13 protein-coding genes and 1 riboswitch are annotated in these 17,296 nt (G+C 69.8%); all 13 genes read left to right on the forward strand.

What is annotated here, in order from left to right; all coding sequences use genetic code 11:
* Nucleotides 1-104 precede the first annotated feature (104 nt).
* Nucleotides 105-2,429: an accessory Sec system translocase SecA2 gene (gene secA2 / locus ACAG26_RS11930; protein ID WP_370482423.1), complete on the forward strand. Its 2,325-nt coding sequence runs from the start codon at nt 105-107 to the stop codon at nt 2,427-2,429.
* A 10-nt stretch (nt 2,430-2,439) separates the two neighbouring features.
* On the forward strand, nt 2,440-3,054 hold the full coding sequence (locus ACAG26_RS11935; protein WP_370482424.1) for a CDP-alcohol phosphatidyltransferase family protein: 615 nt from the start codon (nt 2,440-2,442) through the stop codon (nt 3,052-3,054).
* Nucleotides 3,047-3,979 carry a DUF881 domain-containing protein gene (locus tag ACAG26_RS11940; RefSeq protein WP_370482426.1) on the forward strand — a complete coding sequence of 311 codons (933 nt, stop codon included), beginning with the start codon at nt 3,047-3,049 and terminating at the stop codon, nt 3,977-3,979. Before ACAG26_RS11935 ends, ACAG26_RS11940 begins: the two co-directional genes overlap by 8 nt.
* A 19-nt stretch (nt 3,980-3,998) precedes the next feature.
* On the forward strand, nt 3,999-4,331 hold the full coding sequence (locus tag ACAG26_RS11945) for a small basic family protein (RefSeq protein ID WP_370482428.1): 333 nt from the start codon (nt 3,999-4,001) through the stop codon (nt 4,329-4,331).
* Nucleotides 4,332-4,333: 2 nt separating this feature from the next.
* Nucleotides 4,334-5,167 carry a DUF881 domain-containing protein gene (locus ACAG26_RS11950; protein WP_370482430.1) on the forward strand — a complete coding sequence of 278 codons (834 nt, stop codon included), beginning with the start codon at nt 4,334-4,336 and terminating at the stop codon, nt 5,165-5,167.
* A gap of 26 nt (nt 5,168-5,193) precedes the next feature.
* Nucleotides 5,194-5,598, forward strand: a complete 405-nt coding sequence (gene gcvH / locus ACAG26_RS11955) for a glycine cleavage system protein GcvH (RefSeq protein WP_370482432.1) — start codon at nt 5,194-5,196, stop codon at nt 5,596-5,598.
* Nucleotides 5,599-5,824: 226 nt separating this feature from the next.
* Nucleotides 5,825-6,298, forward strand: a complete 474-nt coding sequence (gene garA, locus ACAG26_RS11960) for a glycogen accumulation regulator GarA (protein ID WP_105368950.1) — start codon at nt 5,825-5,827, stop codon at nt 6,296-6,298.
* On the forward strand, nt 6,298-7,035 hold the full coding sequence (locus ACAG26_RS11965) for a MerR family transcriptional regulator (protein WP_071028973.1): 738 nt from the start codon (nt 6,298-6,300) through the stop codon (nt 7,033-7,035). The genes garA and ACAG26_RS11965 overlap by 1 nt, the downstream gene beginning before the upstream one ends.
* Nucleotides 7,036-7,106: 71 nt before the next feature.
* Nucleotides 7,107-7,601, forward strand: a complete 495-nt coding sequence (locus ACAG26_RS11970) for a bifunctional nuclease family protein (protein WP_370482433.1) — start codon at nt 7,107-7,109, stop codon at nt 7,599-7,601.
* A gap of 215 nt (nt 7,602-7,816) precedes the next feature.
* The gene (locus ACAG26_RS11975) at nt 7,817-8,425 is read left to right on the forward strand and encodes a MerR family transcriptional regulator (protein WP_071028975.1); all 609 of its coding nucleotides are present in this window, start codon (nt 7,817-7,819) and stop codon (nt 8,423-8,425) included.
* 113 nt (nt 8,426-8,538) lie between these two features.
* A riboswitch (glycine riboswitch) is annotated at nt 8,539-8,636 on the forward strand.
* A 143-nt stretch (nt 8,637-8,779) separates the two neighbouring features.
* A complete protein-coding gene (gcvP, locus tag ACAG26_RS11980) occupies nt 8,780-11,608 on the forward strand; it encodes an aminomethyl-transferring glycine dehydrogenase (protein WP_370482434.1) in 2,829 nt (942 codons plus the stop codon).
* Nucleotides 11,609-11,727: 119 nt separating this feature from the next.
* Nucleotides 11,728-14,340 (forward strand): LuxR C-terminal-related transcriptional regulator, encoded by a 2,613-nt coding sequence (locus ACAG26_RS11985; protein ID WP_370482435.1) that lies wholly within the window; start codon nt 11,728-11,730, stop codon nt 14,338-14,340.
* A 113-nt stretch (nt 14,341-14,453) separates the two neighbouring features.
* Nucleotides 14,454-17,102 (forward strand): LuxR C-terminal-related transcriptional regulator, encoded by a 2,649-nt coding sequence (locus ACAG26_RS11990; protein WP_370482436.1) that lies wholly within the window; start codon nt 14,454-14,456, stop codon nt 17,100-17,102.
* The last annotated feature ends 194 nt before the right edge of the window (nt 17,103-17,296 follow it).

The raw sequence follows: 17,296 nt of genomic DNA on the forward strand, positions 1-17,296 counted from the left end.
GACGTCGCCATCTCCTAGAAAAACGCCACTTTCTTCGCCAACACGCGTCATAACTCTCTTACTACGCACGCTCGCGGGGAGGGGCCACCGCGTACGGTTGTGCTGTGGCCAAAACGACCAGCACCAAACCGGGCCGGTTGAGCGGCAAGTTCTGGAAGCTTCTCGGCGCCAGCGCGGAGAAGAACCAAAGCCGTTCGCTGGCCGAGGTGACCGCCTCGGCCGACTACGACGAGAAGGCGGCCGCCCTCTCCGACGAGAAGCTGCGCAAGGCCGCGCAGCTGCTCAACCTCGACGACCTCGCCGAGTCGGTGGACATTCCGCAGTTCCTGGCGATCGCGCGGGAGGCCGCCGAGCGGTCCACCGGGCTGCGGCCGTTCGACGTGCAGCTGCTGGGCGCGCTGCGGATGCTGGCCGGCGACGTGATCGAGATGGCCACCGGTGAGGGCAAAACCCTGGCCGGCGCGATCGCGGCGGCCGGCTACGCGCTGGGCGGGCGGCACGTGCACGTCATCACCATCAACGACTACCTGGCCCGCCGCGACGCCGAATGGATGGGTCCACTGCTGGAGGCGCTGGGCCTGACCGTCGGCTGGGTGGCCGCCGAGTCGACCGCCGAGCAGCGGCGCGCCGCCTACCAGTGCGACGTCACCTACGCCTCGGTCAACGAGGTCGGCTTCGATGTGCTGCGCGACCAGTTGGTCACCGACGTCGAGGACCTGGTGTCACCCAACCCCGACGTGGCGCTGATCGACGAGGCCGACTCGGTGCTGGTCGACGAGGCGCTGGTGCCGCTGGTGCTGGCCGGCACCACCCACCGCGAGCAGCCGCGGGTCGAGATCATCCAACTGGTCGGCGAGCTGATCCCGGGCACCGACTACGACACCGACGCCGACAGCCGCAACGTGCACCTGACCGAGGCCGGCGCCCAAAAGATCGAGACCAAACTCGGTGGCATCGACCTGTATTCGGAGGAACACGTCGGCACCACGCTCACCGAGGTCAACGTGGCGCTGCACGCCCATGTGCTGCTGCAGCGCGACGTGCACTACATCGTCCGCGACAACGCGGTGCACCTGATCAACGCCTCCCGGGGCCGTATCGCGCAGTTGCAGCGCTGGCCGGACGGGCTGCAGGCCGCCGTCGAGGCCAAAGAAGGCATCGACACCACCGAGACCGGCGAGGTGCTGGACACCATCACCGTGCAGGCGCTGATCAACCGGTATCCGACGGTGTGCGGCATGACCGGCACCGCACTGGCCGCCGGCGAGCAGCTGCGGCAGTTCTACAAGCTGGGCGTGTCCCAGATCCCGCCCAACACGCCTAACATCCGCGAGGACCGGGCCGACCGGGTGTACATCACCGCCGCCGCCAAGATCGACGCCATCATCGAGCACATCGCCGAGGTGCACGACACCGGGCAGCCGGTGCTGATCGGCACCCACGACGTCGCCGAATCCGAGGAGCTGCACGAGCGGCTGGTCAAGGCCGGTGTCCCGGCGGTGGTGCTCAACGCCAAAAACGACGCCGAGGAGGCCCAGATCATCGCCGAGGCCGGCAAGCTGGGTGCGGTGACGGTGTCCACCCAGATGGCCGGGCGCGGCACCGACATCCGGCTGGGCGGCTCCGATGAGGCCGACCACGACGAGGTGGCCGACCTCGGCGGGCTGCATGTGGTCGGCACCGGTCGGCACCGCACCGAACGGCTGGACAACCAGCTGCGCGGCCGGGCCGGTCGCCAGGGCGACCCCGGATCGTCGGTGTTCTTCGCCAGCTGGGAAGACGACGTCGTCACCGAACACCTGGAACCGGAGAAGCTGCCCACCGAGTGCGATGAGGACGGCCAGATCCTCAGCGCCAAGGCGGCCGGGTTGCTCAGCCACGCGCAGCGGGTCGCCGAGGGTCGGCTGCTCGATGTGCACGCCAACACCTGGCGCTACAACGAGCTGACCGCCCAGCAGCGCGGCATCCTCGTCGAGCGGCGCAACACCTTGCTGTCCACCGCCACCGCGCGCGAGGAACTCGCCGAACTGGCGCCCAAACGCTACGAGGAACTGTCCGAGGACCTGTCCGAGGAGCAGCTGGAGAAGATCTGCCGGCTGATCATGCTGTATCACCTGGACCGCGGCTGGGCCGACCACCTGGCGTATCTGGCCGATATCCGGGAAAGCATTCACCTGCGCGCGCTGGGTCGGCAAAACCCGCTCGACGAATTCCACCGGATGGCCATCGACGCGTTCGCGTCGCTGGCCGCCGACGCGATCGAGGCGGCGCAGCAGACGTTCGAAACCTCCGCCGCGATCGAGGACGAACCGGGCATCGACCTGTCCAAGCTGGCCCGGCCGACCTCGACGTGGACCTACATGGTGCACGACAACCCGTTGGCCGACGACACCCTTTCGGCGCTGAGCCTGCCGGGGGTGTTCCGCTAGGGTCACGCTCATGGAGCCCGCGGACGTCGACCATCGGGTGCTGACCGTGCCCAACGTGTTGAGCGTGGTCCGGCTGCTGCTGATCGGCGTCTTCGGTTACCTGCTGTTGGTCACCCACGCCGACGGCTGGGCGGTGGCCATCCTGATGTTCAGCGGTGCCTCCGACTGGGCGGACGGCAAGATCGCCCGGCTGCTGAACCAGTCGTCGCGGCTGGGCATGCTGCTCGACCCCGCCGTGGACCGGCTCTACATGCTGGCCGTCCCGATCGCGATGGCGTGCCGGCACATGGTGCCGTGGTGGTTCATCCTGGTGCTCCTGGCCCGCGACGGGCTGCTGGCCGCCACGCTGCCGCTGCTGCGCAGCCGCGGGCTGTCCGCGTTGCCGGTGACTTATGTCGGCAAGGCCGCGACGTTCGCGCTGATGTCGGGTTTCCCGTTGGTGCTGCTCGGCCAGTACGACGCGCTGTGGGCGGTCCGGGCCTGCGGGTGGGCGTTTTTGATCTGGGGTTTGGGCATGTACCTGTGGTCCTTCGTCGCCTACCTGGTGCAGGTGGCGCTGGTGATGCGGCAGCTGCCCAAACTCGGTCGCACCGCCGCCGAAGCGCTGTCCGGGGATCATGGCTGACCGCGAGCAGCCGTTCCCCGGCTACGCATTGGGCGGCTACGACCCGAGCGCCGGGCGCCAGGCGCACGCCGCGGACCGGCCGCAATCCATCCCGGTGCCCTCGCTGCTGCGGTCGCTGCTGTCCGACCACCTGGACCCGGGGTATGCCGCGGCCGCGGCCCGGCGGGACGAGGCGCCGCCGACCGGGCCGGGCCGGGCCGTCGGGTGGGTGTGGCAAGCGTTGGCGGTGTTGCTGGTGGCCGCGGTGTTCGCCGCCGCGGTGGCGCAGGCCCGCACGCTGGAGCCGGGGGTGCGGGCCGCCCAGCAGGTGCTGGCCGGCAGTGTGCGCTCGGCCGAGGCGTCCACCCACGACCTGGCCGGGCGGCGCAACGCGCTGACCACCCAGGTCGACGAGTTGCAGCGGCGTCAACTCAACGACGACGCCGAGGGCCGCGACCTGCTGGCCCGCCTCGACCAGCTTTCCCTGGCCGGTGCCAGCAACCAGGTCATCGGCCCCGGCTTGACCGTGACCGTCACCGATCCCGGGGTCAGCCGCAACCTGTCGGACGTGTCCAAACAGCGGGTGGCCGGCAGCCAGCAGATCATTTTGGACCGTGACCTGCAGCTGGTGGTCAACTCACTGTGGGCCAGCGACGCCGAAGCGATCGCGGTCGACGGGGTGCGGATCGGGCCGAACGTGACCATCCGGCAGGCCGGTGGGGCGATCCTGGTCGACAACATCCCGATCAGCAGCCCCTACACCATCCTGGCGATCGGCCCGCCCCATGCCATGCAAGATGCTTTCGACCGCAGCCCCGGCCTGTATCGTCTGCGCCTACTGGAGGTGTCCTACGGCGTCGGTGTCGCCGTCAGCTCCGGTGATGGACTGGTACTGCCCGCCGGAGCGATCCGGGATGTCAAATTCGCCAAGCAGATTGGGGCCTAGTGACCGGAAGTGGACGTCGATGATCGGCATCGTGGCGGTGATCGTCGGCATCGTGTTGGGGCTGGTTTTCCATCCCAGCGTGCCCGAGGTGGTCCAGCCGTATTTGCCGATCGCGGTGGTGGCCGCGCTCGACGCGGTGTTCGGCGGGCTGCGGGCCTACCTGGAGCGCATCTTCGACCCGAAGGTGTTCGTGATCTCGTTCGTCTTCAACGTTCTGGTGGCCGCGCTGATCGTCTACGTCGGGGACCAACTCGGGGTGGGCACCCAGCTGTCCACCGCGATCATCGTGGTGCTGGGCATTCGCATCTTCGGTAACGCCGCCGCGCTGCGACGCCGGTTGTTCGGGGCCTAACGGTGAGCGAGCGCAGCGACCACGCCGACTCGGGTCAGCACGCCGACACCGTGGCGCACGGCCGGCACGAGTTGCCGCCGCACAGCCCGCAACCCGAGATCGGGCCGCTGCAGCAACGCGGGCTGTTCGGCCTGCTGCGGCACGCCCGCGCCCAGCCGGTGTTCGCGGTGCTGGCCGTCGTGCTGTGCCTGCTGCTGGGGGTGGCCATCGCGACCCAGGTCCGCCAGAACGACTCCGGGGACTCCCTGGAAACGGCCCGCCCCGCCGACCTGCTGGTGCTGCTGGATTCGCTGCGGCAACGCGAGGCGGCGCTCAACACCGAGGTGAGCGACCTGCAGCAAACCCTGGCCACCCTGCAGCAGTCGGGCAGCAACGACCAGGCCGCCATCAAAAACGCCCAGGACCGGCTGGCGGCGCTGGCCATCCTGATCGGCACCGTCGGGGCCAGCGGTCCCGGCGTCACGATCACCATCGACGACCCCCGGCACGGGGTGGCACCCGAGGCGATGCTCGACGTGATCAACGAGCTGCGGGCCGCCGGCGCCGAGGCGCTGGAGATCCGCGACGCCAGCCAGGCGGTGCGGGTGGGGGTCAGCACCTGGGTGATCGGTGCCGGCGGTGCGCTGGAGATCGACGGCACCACCTTGACCCCGCCGTATTCGGTTATCGCGATTGGCGATTCACCGACCCTGGCGGCGGCGATGAACATTCCCGGCGGTGCGGTCGACAGCGTCAAACGGGTCGGCGGCGCCATGTCGGTGCAGCAAGCCGAACGGGTGGAGGTGACCGCCTTGCGGCAACCGAAACCCCGCCAATACGCTCAGCCCGTCAAGTGAATACGCCGAGAAGAACAGGACCCATCGTGAGCGACGTCCCAGCCGACCTGCACTACACCGCCGAACACGAATGGGTTCGCCGCACCGGGGATAACACCGTGCGGGTGGGCATCACCGACTTTGCTCAATCCGCGCTGGGCGACGTGGTGTTCGTCCAGCTGCCCGAGGTGGGCGGCGCCGTGACGGCGGGGGAGTCGTTCGGCGAGGTGGAATCCACCAAGTCGGTGTCGGATTTGTTCGCCCCGCTGTCCGCGAAAGTCGTTGCCGTCAACGGTGACCTGGACGGCAGCCCGCAACTGGTGAACTCCGATCCCTACGGCGCGGGCTGGCTGGTGGACCTTGCGGTCGACGACGCCGACGGCGCGGGTCTGGACGCCACGCTCGGTGCGCTGTTGGATGCCGACGCCTACCGCGGCACGCTGACCGAATGATAATTGTTAGGGTGCCTGCTAGCTCGGCGACGAGGCATGCCCTGAGCGGGGTGCGGAGGAGCCGAGCAATCCAGCGCAGCGCTCCGCCGACAACGCCGGCCTTGCCATGGTGGGCACATTGTGGACCGCTGCGCGGTACGGTCGACTCAGCGGCGGCAAGGCCGCCGCGGAGGTGGCCGAGCGGACCCCATCAGAGAACGCCACAGCGGCCAGTGAGGAGCAGCGGGTGACGGAAAACGACAACGACCAAACCACTGACGACGTCACCGTAGAGACGACGTCGGTTTTTCGCGCGGACTTCCTCAGTGAACTCGACGCGCCCGCCCAGGCGGGGGCCGAGAGCACGGTGTCCGGGGTCGAGGGGCTGCCGGTGGGCTCGGCGTTGCTGGTCGTCAAACGGGGGCCGAACGCGGGGTCCCGCTTCCTGCTCGACCAGCCGACCACCTCGGCGGGTCGGCACCCCGACAGCGACATCTTCCTCGACGATGTCACCGTCAGCCGTCGCCACGCCGAGTTCCGGCTGGAAGGCAACGAGTTCCAGGTCGTCGACGTCGGCAGCCTCAACGGCACCTACGTCAACCGGGAGCCGGTCGATTCCGCGGTGCTGGCCAACGGCGACGAAGTCCAGATCGGCAAGTTCCGGCTGGTGTTTTTGACCGGTCCGAAGACCGGTGACAATGAGGCCGGGCCGGGTAGCTAGTGACCGCGCCGGACACGCCCGCGCTGGCGGGGATGTCAATCGGAGCGGTGCTGGATCTGCTCCGACCCGACTTCCCTGATGTCACGATCTCCAAGATTCGCTTCTTGGAGGCGGAGGGACTGGTCACTCCGCAGCGCGCCGCGTCCGGGTACCGGCGGTTCACCGCCTACGACTGCGCCCGGTTGCGCTTCATCCTCACCGCGCAGCGCGACCAGTACCTGCCGCTGAAGGTGATCAAGGCCCAACTCGACGCGCAACCCGACGGCGAGCTGCCGCTGTCCGGGTCGCCGTACGGCGTGCCGCGGCTGGTGTCGGTGGCGGCCACCCCGGACACCGGATCCGACGCCGCGGCGGTGGCGCCGACCCGGGTCCGGTTGTCCCGGGAGGACCTGCTGGAGCGGTCCGGGGTGGACGACGAGCTGTTGACGGCGCTGCTGAAGGCCGGGGTGATCACCACCGGGCCGGCCGGTTTTTTCGACGAGCACGCGGTGGTGATCTTGCAGTGTGCCCGGGCACTGGCCGAATACGGTGTGGAGCCCCGGCATCTGCGGGCGTTCCGGTCCGCCGCCGACCGCCAGTCCGACCTGATCGCGCAGATCGCCGGCCCGGTGGTCAAGGCCAACAAGGCCGGTGCCCGCGACCGCGCCGACGACCTGGCCCGCGAGGTGGCCGCGCTGGCGATCACCTTGCACACCTCATTGGTCAAGTCGGCGGTGCGCGACGCCTTGCACCGCTGAGGACTAGACTTTCACCGACGGCTTGGCGTTGCACCAGGTCTGGTTTCAGACGTAGCGGAGGGCAGGCACAGATGGGTGAAGTTCGCGTGGTCGGCATTCGCGTCGAGCAGCCGCAGAACCAGCCGGTGCTCTTACTGCGCGAGGCCAACGGTGACCGATACCTGCCGATCTGGATCGGGCAGGCCGAGGCGGCCGCGATCGCCCTCGAGCAGCAAGGCGTCGAGCCGGCGCGCCCGCTGACCCACGATCTGATCCGCGATCTCATTGGTGCGCTGGGGCATTCCCTCAAAGAGGTGCGGATCGTGGACCTGCAGGAAGGCACCTTCTACGCCGACCTGGTGTTCGACCGCAACATCACCGTGTCGGCGCGGCCGTCGGACTCGGTGGCGATCGCGCTGCGGGTCGGGGTGCCGATCTACGTCGAGGAGGCCGTGCTGGCCGAGGCGGGTCTGCTGATCCCCGACGAGAACGACGAGGAACCCGGCGGCGCGGTCCGCGAGGACGAAGTCGAGAAGTTCAAGGAATTCCTGGACAGCGTCTCCCCGGACGACTTCAAGGCCACCTAAGATCACGGATGCGTCTCATCTGGCACTTTAGCCTCGACACGCCCCACCGGTAGCCTCGCCAGCCCGCCGCGGCGGCCATACTTTGAAGGCAACTTGACGGGTTCAAGGGGCACGGCAGCCTGTTGAAAAGCGTATGCTCACAACCACTCGGGCTAGAGCACACGCGGCCGCTGGCTAGCCAGTGACAACGAGCGCGATCGGCGAGAGGAAGCATCGTGGGCGAGCAGCCACGCCAAGAACAGCTGGACCTTGCTGACCATTCCGGCCCGGCTGAACCGAGCGAACCCGTGCAGCCCGGCCTGTTCCCCGACGATTCGGTGCCCGATGAGCTGGTCGGCTACCGCGGCCCCAGCGCCTGCCAGATCGCCGGCATCACCTACCGCCAGCTGGACTACTGGGCGCGCACCTCGCTGGTGGTGCCCTCCATCCGCGGGGCCGCCGGATCCGGCAGCCAGCGGCTGTACTCGTTCAAAGACATCCTGGTGCTCAAGATCGTCAAGCGGCTGCTCGACACCGGGATCTCGCTGCACAACATCCGCGTCGCGGTCGACCATCTGCGCCAGCGCGGCGTGCAGGACCTGGCCAACATCACGCTGTTTTCCGACGGCACCACCGTCTATGAGTGCACCTCCGCCGAAGAGGTCGTCGACCTGCTGCAGGGCGGGCAGGGCGTGTTCGGCATCGCGGTGTCCGGGGCGATGCGGGAGCTGACCGGCGCGATCGCCGACTTCCCCGGGGAGCGCGCCGACGGCGGCGAGTCGATCGCCGCCCCCGAAGACGAGCTGGCCACCCGCCGCAAGCACCGCGACCGCAAAATCGGCTAGCGTTCCCGCCTTACCCCCGCGAGCGTGCGCAGATGCACGCGATTCGCTGGGTGTAGCCGTACATCTGCGCACGTTCGCGGCCCGGGGTGGGTCCCGGTAAACTCGACGCTGCATCGTCTCGCGCGGGAGAGTTCCGTGACGGCCAGTCACGGACGCCGAAGGAGCAACACCTCTCCGTCAACCTCTCAGGCCCCCGGACCGCGCCGGGATCCGATGCCTCTGGAAAGCGGTGACCGCGGGTCACCCGCCGATGGGGAAAGGCCCCCAACACGGGCGCCGAATCTCTCAGGCGCCCGGTGCGGGCAGCGACAGAGGGAGAGGAACACCGTCCTCTACCTGTGTCAGGAGTCGCAGATGACCGAGCACACCGAGTTCCGCTTCGCCGACCGCCACCTGGGCCCCGACCGCGCCGCGATCGCCGCCATGCTCGACGTCATCGGGGTGGCCTCCCTCGACGAGCTGGCGGCCAAGGCGTTGCCGGCCGGCATCCTCGATCCGTTGACCCACGGCACGGCGCCGGGCCTGGATGTGCTGCCGCCGGCGGTGGGTGAGGCCGACGCGCTGGCGGAGCTGCGGGCGATGGCCGAGTCCAACACCGTGGCGGTGTCGATGATCGGGCAGGGCTACTACGACACCATCACCCCGCCGGTGCTGCGCCGCAACATCCTGGAGAACCCGGCCTGGTACACCGCCTACACGCCGTATCAGCCGGAGATCAGCCAGGGCCGGCTGGAGGCGTTGCTGAACTTCCAGACCATGGTCGCCGACCTGACCGGCCTGGAGGTCGCCAACGCGTCGATGCTCGACGAGGGCACCGCCGCCGCCGAGGCCATGACGCTGATGCACCGCGCGGTGAAAAGCAGCGCCAACCGGTTGGTCGTCGACGTCGACGTGTTCGCCCAAACCGCGGCGGTGCTGGCGACCCGGGCCGAGCCGCTGGGCATCGAGATCGTCGCCGCCGACCTGCGTGACGGGCTGCCCGACGGCGAGTTCTTCGGGGTTCTCGCCCAACTGCCCGGCGCCAGCGGCCGGGTCACCGACTGGGCGGCGGTGGTGGCCCAGGCCCACGACCGCGGCGCGCTGGTGGCCATCGGCGCCGACCTGCTGGCGTTGACGCTGATCACCCCGCCCGGTGAGATCGGCGCCGACGTCGCGTTCGGCAACACCCAACGCTTCGGGGTGCCAATGGGTTTCGGCGGCCCGCACGCCGGCTACCTGGCCGTGCACGCCAGGCACGCCCGGCAGCTGCCGGGCCGGCTGGTCGGGGTGTCGCTCGATGCGGACGGCGCACCGGCCTACCGGCTGGCGTTGCAGACCCGCGAGCAGCACATCCGCCGCGATAAGGCGACCAGCAACATCTGCACCGCGCAGGTGCTGCTAGCGGTGATGGCCGCGATGTACGCCAGCTACCACGGCGCCGACGGGTTGACCGCGATCGCGCGCCGGGTGCATCACCAGGCCGAGCAGATCGCGGCCGCGCTCGGCGACGCGGTGGTGAACGACCGCTACTTCGACACGGTGCTGGCCCGGGTGCCGGGCCGCGCCGACCAGATCGTCGCCGCCGCCAAGGCCAACGGCATCAACCTGTGGCGGGTCGACGCCGACCACGTGTCGGTGGCCTGCGATGAGGCCACCACCGACGCGCATGTCGCCACCGTGCTCGATGCGTTCGGGGTGGCGCCGGCCGAACCGGCGTTCGCCGATATCGAAACCCGCACCTCGGAGTTTTTGACCCACCCGGCGTTCACCAGCTACCGCACCGAAACGTCGATGATGCGGTATCTGCGCGCGCTGGCCGACAAGGACATCGCGTTGGACCGCAGCATGATTCCGCTGGGGTCGTGCACCATGAAACTCAACGCCGCCGCCGAGATGGAGCCGATCACCTGGCCGGGGTTCGCCCGCCAGCACCCGTTCGCCCCGGCCGCCGACACCCCCGGGCTGCGCGGGCTGATCGACCAGCTGCAGGGCTGGCTGGTCGCGATCACCGGCTACGACGCGGTGTCGCTGCAACCCAACGCCGGCTCGCAGGGCGAGTACGCGGGCCTGCTGGCCATCCACGACTACCACGCCAGCCGCGGGGAGGCGCACCGCGACATCTGCCTGATCCCGTCCAGCGCCCACGGCACCAACGCGGCGTCGGCGGCGCTGGCCGGGATGCGGGTGGTGGTGGTGACCTGCCGCGACAACGGGGACGTCGACCTCGACGATCTGCGGGCCAAGGTGACCGAGCACGCCGAGCGGTTAGCGGCGCTGATGATCACCTACCCGTCCACCCACGGGGTCTACGAGCACGACATCGCCGAGATCTGCGCGGCGGTGCATGACGCCGGCGGTCAGGTGTACGTCGACGGGGCCAACCTCAACGCGCTGGTCGGGCTGGCCCGGCCCGGCAAGTTCGGCGGCGACGTCAGCCACCTCAACTTGCACAAGACGTTCTGCATCCCGCACGGCGGCGGCGGGCCCGGGGTGGGGCCGGTGGCCGCCCGCGCCCACCTGGCGGAGTTCCTGCCCGGGCATCCGTTCGCCGTGGAGCTGCCCGGCGGGCGCCCGGTGTCCTCGGCGCCGTACGGGTCGGCGTCGATCCTGCCGATCACCTGGGCCTACATCCGGATGATGGGTGCCGACGGGCTGCGGGCGGCGTCGCTGACCGCGATCGCGGCGGCCAACTACATCGCGCGCCGGCTCGACGAGTACTACCCGGTGCTTTACACCGGGGAGAACGGCATGGTCGCCCACGAATGCATCCTCGATCTGCGGCCGATCACCAAAGCCGCCGGGGTGACCGTTGACGATGTAGCAAAACGGTTGGCCGACTACGGGTTCCACGCCCCGACGATGAGTTTTCCGGTGCCGGGCACGCTGATGGTGGAGCCCACCGAGAGCGAGAGCCTGGCCGAGTTGGACGCATTCTGTGACGCGATGATCGCCATCCGCGGCGAGATCGACCGGGTTGGCGCCGGGCAGTGGCCGGCCGACGACAACCCGCTGCGCGGCGCCCCGCACACCGCGGCGTGCCTGCTGGCCGCCGACTGGGATCACCCGTACACCCGGGAGGAAGCCGCCTACCCGCTCGGCACCGCGTTTCGGCCCAAGGTGTGGCCACCGGTGCGTCGCATCGACGGCGCCTACGGCGACCGCAACCTAATGTGCTCCTGCCCGCCGGTGGAGGCGTTCGCCTAGCCGCCGCTGGAAACGGCGCGGCGCAGCCGTCCACCAGCGTAAAGTTGACGTTCTCTGCGGAAAGGAAGTGAGCCAGGGGGCGCCAGGTGCCAACGGAACCCGGGTCGGGATGGCCGATAGTGGGCCGCGAGAGCGAGATCCACCAGGCGCTCGCCGCACTGGACAAATCCACCGATTTCCGGGGTGTCGTGCTGGTGGGCGAGGCCGGCGTCGGCAAGTCCACCTTGGCGCACCGCTTGGCAGCAACCCTGGAATCGCGCGGGTTTAACCTGCGGTTCGCGCTGGGCACCGAGACCGGCAGCGCGGTGCCGCTGGGCGCGTTCTATTGGTTGATGACCCTGGACGCCGCCCAGGAACCCGCCGTCATGTTGGCCGCCGCGCAACGCACCCTGGAGCAGGAAGAGAATCTGGTCGTGGTGGTCGACGACGCCCAGTTGCTCGATCCGCTGTCGGCGTCGTTGCTCTACCAGCTGGCCGCGGGTGGCGTTGCCCGATTGATCGTGACGATCCGGTCGGGCAACATGGTGCCCGATTCGGTGACCGCGCTGTGGAAAGAGCGGCTGCTGCTGCGCTTGGAGGTCAAGGCATTCACCCGGCAGCAGACCGAGGATCTGGTTCGCGCCGTGCTCGGCGGTGCGGTCGATGCCCGGCTGATCAACGAGCTGCACCGCCGGACGGCGGGAAATGTGTTGCTGCTGCGTGGGTTACTCAGCGCCGGCCGCGAGAGCGGGGTGCTGGAGCGCACCGAAACCGGCTGGCACGTACGCGCGCCGCTGCGGCCCGACCGTCAGCTCAGTGATCTGCTGGAATTCCGGTTACGTTCTTTGGCCGCTGAGGAATTGGAAGCGGTCGAGATCGTGGCCGCAGCGGAGGTCTTGGACTGGGAAACCCTGCGCGGACTGTGCGACACCGACGCCGTGGCAAAACTGGAGCGCCGCGGCCTGATCCAGTTGGTCGCCGACGAATCGCACACGGTGGCGCGGTTGCTGCACCCCATCATGGGTGAAACGGCGATCCAACACGCCGGGGTGGTGCGCACGCGGCAGCTCAACGGCATGCTGGCACAACACCTTCGGAAGCAAATGCAGGAACTGGAGCAGCACGCCCGGGTGCCCGATGTGCGCGCCCGGATCCGGCTGGCGCAGTTCATGATGCGCAGCGACCTCGAGCCGGACCTCGAGGTGATCATCGACGCGGCGTCCTGCGCGCTGACCATGGCCAACACCGTGTCGAGCGAAGAGCTGGGCCGGTTCGCGTTCGAGCACGGCGGTGGCCTGCCCGCGGCCCTGGTGCTGGCCAGCGCGCTGAGCTGGCAGGGCCGCGGCGAGGAGGCCGAGGCGGTGCTCGCCGACGCGGATCCCGCAGGCAATGACCCGGCGCTGACCGCGCAGTGGGGCTGTCTGCGGGCGGCGAACCTGTTCTTCAATTGCGGGCGAGTCGATTCCGCCCGACGTCAACTGCTCGACGTGCGCGAGCGGGTCAACGCGCCGGCCATGGTCGAGCTGACCACCGCGCTGGACGTGTTATTCGCGTTCTTCTCCGGGGATCTCGCGGCGGCCATCGACACCGGGCCGTCGCTGTGCACCGCGGCGGTGCTGCCGCTGGCCGCGGTGTGGGCGGCCGCACCCACCGCGTACGGGCTGGGGTTGGTCGGCCGGTTCGATGAGGTCCGCCCGGTCGCCGAGGCCGGGCTACGAGCGGCCGCGCTCAGCGAATCGGGCCCGCAACGGTTCGCGATCGGGGTGGCCGAGGCGGTGGCGGCGACGGCGGCCGGCGACTACCCGGAGGCCGAGCGGGTGCGGGACCGTTATACCGCGATGGCCGCGGGGATCCCGGCCGGCGACGCGATGGTGGACGCCATCCGGGGCCTGGTGGAGTTCGCCCGCGGTGCGCTGCCGGCGGCCAGTGCGGCCTTCCACGACTCGATATCGGCGTTGTCGGAGGGTTTCCCGCTGCTCTGGACGATGCTGACCTCGGCCTGGTGTACCCAGGCCGAGGGCATGCGGGGCGACAGCGTGGCCGCGGCCGGCGCGCTGCGGATCGCCGAGCAAAGCTACGGGCCGCAAGCCGCCGTGCTGTTGCCGGAATTGGAGTTGGCGCGGGCCTGGGAACGCGCCGCGGCGGGGCACACCACGGCCGCGCGCACGCATGCGGTGGGGGCCGCCCAGATCGCGCAGCAATCGGGGATGCCGGCCCTGGAGGTGCGCGCATTGCATACCGCGGTGCGGTTGGGGGACCGGTCGTGTGCGGCGCGGGTGGCGGAGTTGGCGGCGGCGTTGGGCACGCCGTTGGCGGCCGCGATGGCCGGGCAGGCGCGCGGGCTGGCCGGCCACGATGGTGATCTGCTGGATGCCGCGGCGGATCGGTTCGTGGAACTCGGGGCGTTGGCGTTGGCCGCCGACGCGGCCGCGCAGGCCGCGGCCGAACACGGCCGCGGCGGGCACCGGGGTAAGGAGATCGGGTCCTCGACGCGGGCGGACCGGTTGGCCGGCCGGTGTGGGCTGCGGACCCCGGCCACCGTGGCCGCGGCGCGGCCGTTGCCGATCACCGGTCGGGAACGCGAGATCGCCACCCTGGTGGCCTCGGGGTGGTCGAATCGTCAGATCGCGGATCGGCTGGTGGTGTCGGTGCGCACCATCGACGGGCACCTGTACCGGATTTTCGCCAAACTCGGCATTAACAACCGCGACCAGCTCATCGAGTTGCTAGCCCCGGGCCACCCCCAGGACTAACACCGTGACCCCACGGCTCGGGCGACGGGTTGCCGCGTAGAACGCCGGTGGGATCGGGACCCCCGGCGTAAGATCGGTGCGCGGAGCGGTGACCCAGCACCCTGGGAGTTCCGATGTACGCCGAGTCCAGACGCGCCTCGGGCTGGCCGATAGTGGCTCGCGACGACGAGCTGCGTCGCGCGTTGCGCGCGGTCGACGGCGATCAGCGACGTCGCGGTGTGGTGCTGGTGGGGGAATCCGGGGTCGGCAAGTCGACCCTGGCTCGCGCGCTCGCCCAGACCCTGAAATCGGACCGGTACAGCGTGCGGTTTGTGCTGGGCACCGAGGCGGGCCGGGCCGTACCGCTGGGCGCGTTCTCGCGGTCGGTGTCCGTCGACGCCCCGGCCGCCCCCGCAACCATGCTGGCCGCCGCCCATAAGACCTTGGAGCAGGAACAGAACCTGGTCCTGGTCGTCGACGACGCGCAGTTGCTCGACCCGCTGTCGGCGTCGCTGGTGTACCAGCTGGCGGCCGGGGGAGCGGCCCGGTTGATCACCACGATCCGCTCCGGGGAGGCCGTGGCCGACGCGGTGACCGCATTGTGGAAAGAGCAACTGCTGCACCGCATGGAAATCAATGCGTTCAGCCGGGCACAAACCGAGGAACTTGCCCGTGCGGTGCTCGGCGGTGCGGTCACCAGCCAGCTGGTCGACGAGCTGTACCGTCGCACGGCGGGAAATGTGTTGCTGCTGCGCGGTTTACTGAGCGCCGGCCGGGACAGCGGGGTGCTGGTGCACACCGAGACCGGTTGGCAACTTCGCGGCCCCCTGCACGGCGACGACGAACTCTACGACCTGCTGGAGTTTCGGCTACGCTCCCTGGACCCAGAAGAATTGGAGGCGGTCGAGATTCTGGCGACCGGGGAGCTGGTGGACTGGGAAGTGCTGCGCGGCCTGTGTGATGCCGACGCGGTGGCTCGCTTGGAGCGTCGTGGCTTGATTCAGTTGGTGGCCGACGGAGCCGGCACCGTCGCGCAGCTCAATCACCCCGTCATGGGTGAGGCGGCCATCCGGCTCGCCGGGGCGGTGCGGTCGCGGCAGCTCAATACCGTGCTGGCCGAAGCGTTTCTGAAGTATCTGCGCGCCGGCGGTCAACGCCTACGGTTACCCGATGTGCGCGGCCGAATCCAGCTGGCCCAGTTCATGATGCGCAGCGACATGCCGCCGGACCTGGACGTGATCACCGATGCGGCGCACAGCGCGATGACCGTATCGAATTTCGCTTTTGCCGTGGAACTGAGCCGGTTCGCGTTCGAGCGTGGCGGGGGTCTGCCGGTGGCGCTGGTGCTTGGTGAGGCACTCAGTTGGCTGGGCCGCGGCGACGAGGCCGAGGCGGTGCTCGGCGGTGTCGAACCCGACGCCGGCGATGAGCTGCTGACCGCGCGCTGGGGCTGCGTGCGGGCCATGAACCTGTTCTTCGACTGCGGGCGGGTCGACGACGCGCGAGCGGTGATCACCAACGTGAAGCGTCGGGTCGATGCGGCGGCGCTGGTTGGCCTGGTCTCGGCCCTGGAGCTGTCGTTTGCGTGCCTGTCCGGCGACGTGGTGACGACAGCCGAGGCGGGTTTGGCGCTGTGCAGCGCGGATCTGCCGTTGGCCACGATGTGGGCGGCCATGCCCACGTGTTGGGCGCTGGCGCTTACCGGGCGGTTTGGGGAGCTAGATCGGGTCACGGATGCGTGGCGACGCGCGGCCGCACACGTCGAACCGGGAGTCGAGCAGTTCATCATCGGGTTGGGCGAGGCGGTGGCGGCCACGGCCGCCGGCGACTATCCGGAAGCCGAGCGGGTCTGGGAGCGGTACGCCGCGAAGGTCGCCGGTGCACCGGAAGTGGGCGGGATCGTGACCGCCATGCTCGGGCTGGTGCAGCGTGCCCGTGGGGCGCTGGCGTCGGCCTGCGCCGCGCTCCACGAGTCGATGTCGGTGTTGTCCCAGGGATTTCCGTGGGGCTGGCTGATGCTGGTGTCGGCGTGGTGTGCGCAGGCCGAGGGCATGCGGGGCGACGGTGAGGCCGCCGCGGCCGCGCTGCACAGTTCGGAGCGGTCATATGGACCGCAGTTCACCGTATTTCTGCCGGAATTGGAGTTGGCGCGGGCCTGGGAGCGGGCGGCCGTCGGGCAGACGGCCGCCGCCCGGACCCACGCGGTCAGCGCCGCGCAACTCGCGCATCGGTCCGGGATGGCCGCCGTCGAGCTGCATGCGTTGCATACCGCGGTGCGGTTGGGGGACCGGTCGTGTGCGGCGCGGGTGGCGGAGTTGGCGGCGGTGCTGGGCACGCCGTTGGCGGCCGCGATGGCCGGGCAGGCGCGCGGGCTGGCCGGCCACGATGGTGATCTGCTGGATGCCGCGGCGGATCGGTTCGTGGAACTCGGGGCGTTGGCGTTGGCCGCCGACGCGGCCGCGCAGGCCGCGGCCGAACACGGCCGCGGCGGGCACCGGGGTAAGGAGATCGGGTCCTCGACGCGGGCGGACCGGTTGGCCGGCCGGTGTGGGCTGCGGACCCCGGCCACGGTGGCCGCGGCGCGGCCGTTGCCGATCACCGGTCGGGAACGCGAGATCGCCACCTTGGTGGCCTCGGGGTGGTCGAATCGTCAGATCGCGGACCGGTTGATCGTGTCGGTGCGCACCATCGACGGGCACCTGTACCGGATTTTCGCCAAACTCGGCATTAACAACCGCGACCAGCTCATCGAGTTGCTCACCCCGGATCGCCCGCAGGACTAACACCGGGCCCCAGCAACCACGATTTGCGCGCCTACCCTAGGTTTGCCCGCCGACTACTCTACCGCCGCCGGCCTCCTACCCTAGGGGTTTGACGGCCGTACTCGACGTGTCGCCGGGTACTACCCCACCTGCGGCGACGCCCGCTGTTACCAGGAAAAAGGCCCTACGCTCCCCGCATGACGCGCGCCGCGGCT

The sequence above is a fragment of the Mycobacterium sp. pUA109 genome, from assembly GCF_041287095.1.
Classification (GTDB): Bacteria; Actinomycetota; Actinomycetes; order Mycobacteriales; family Mycobacteriaceae; genus Mycobacterium.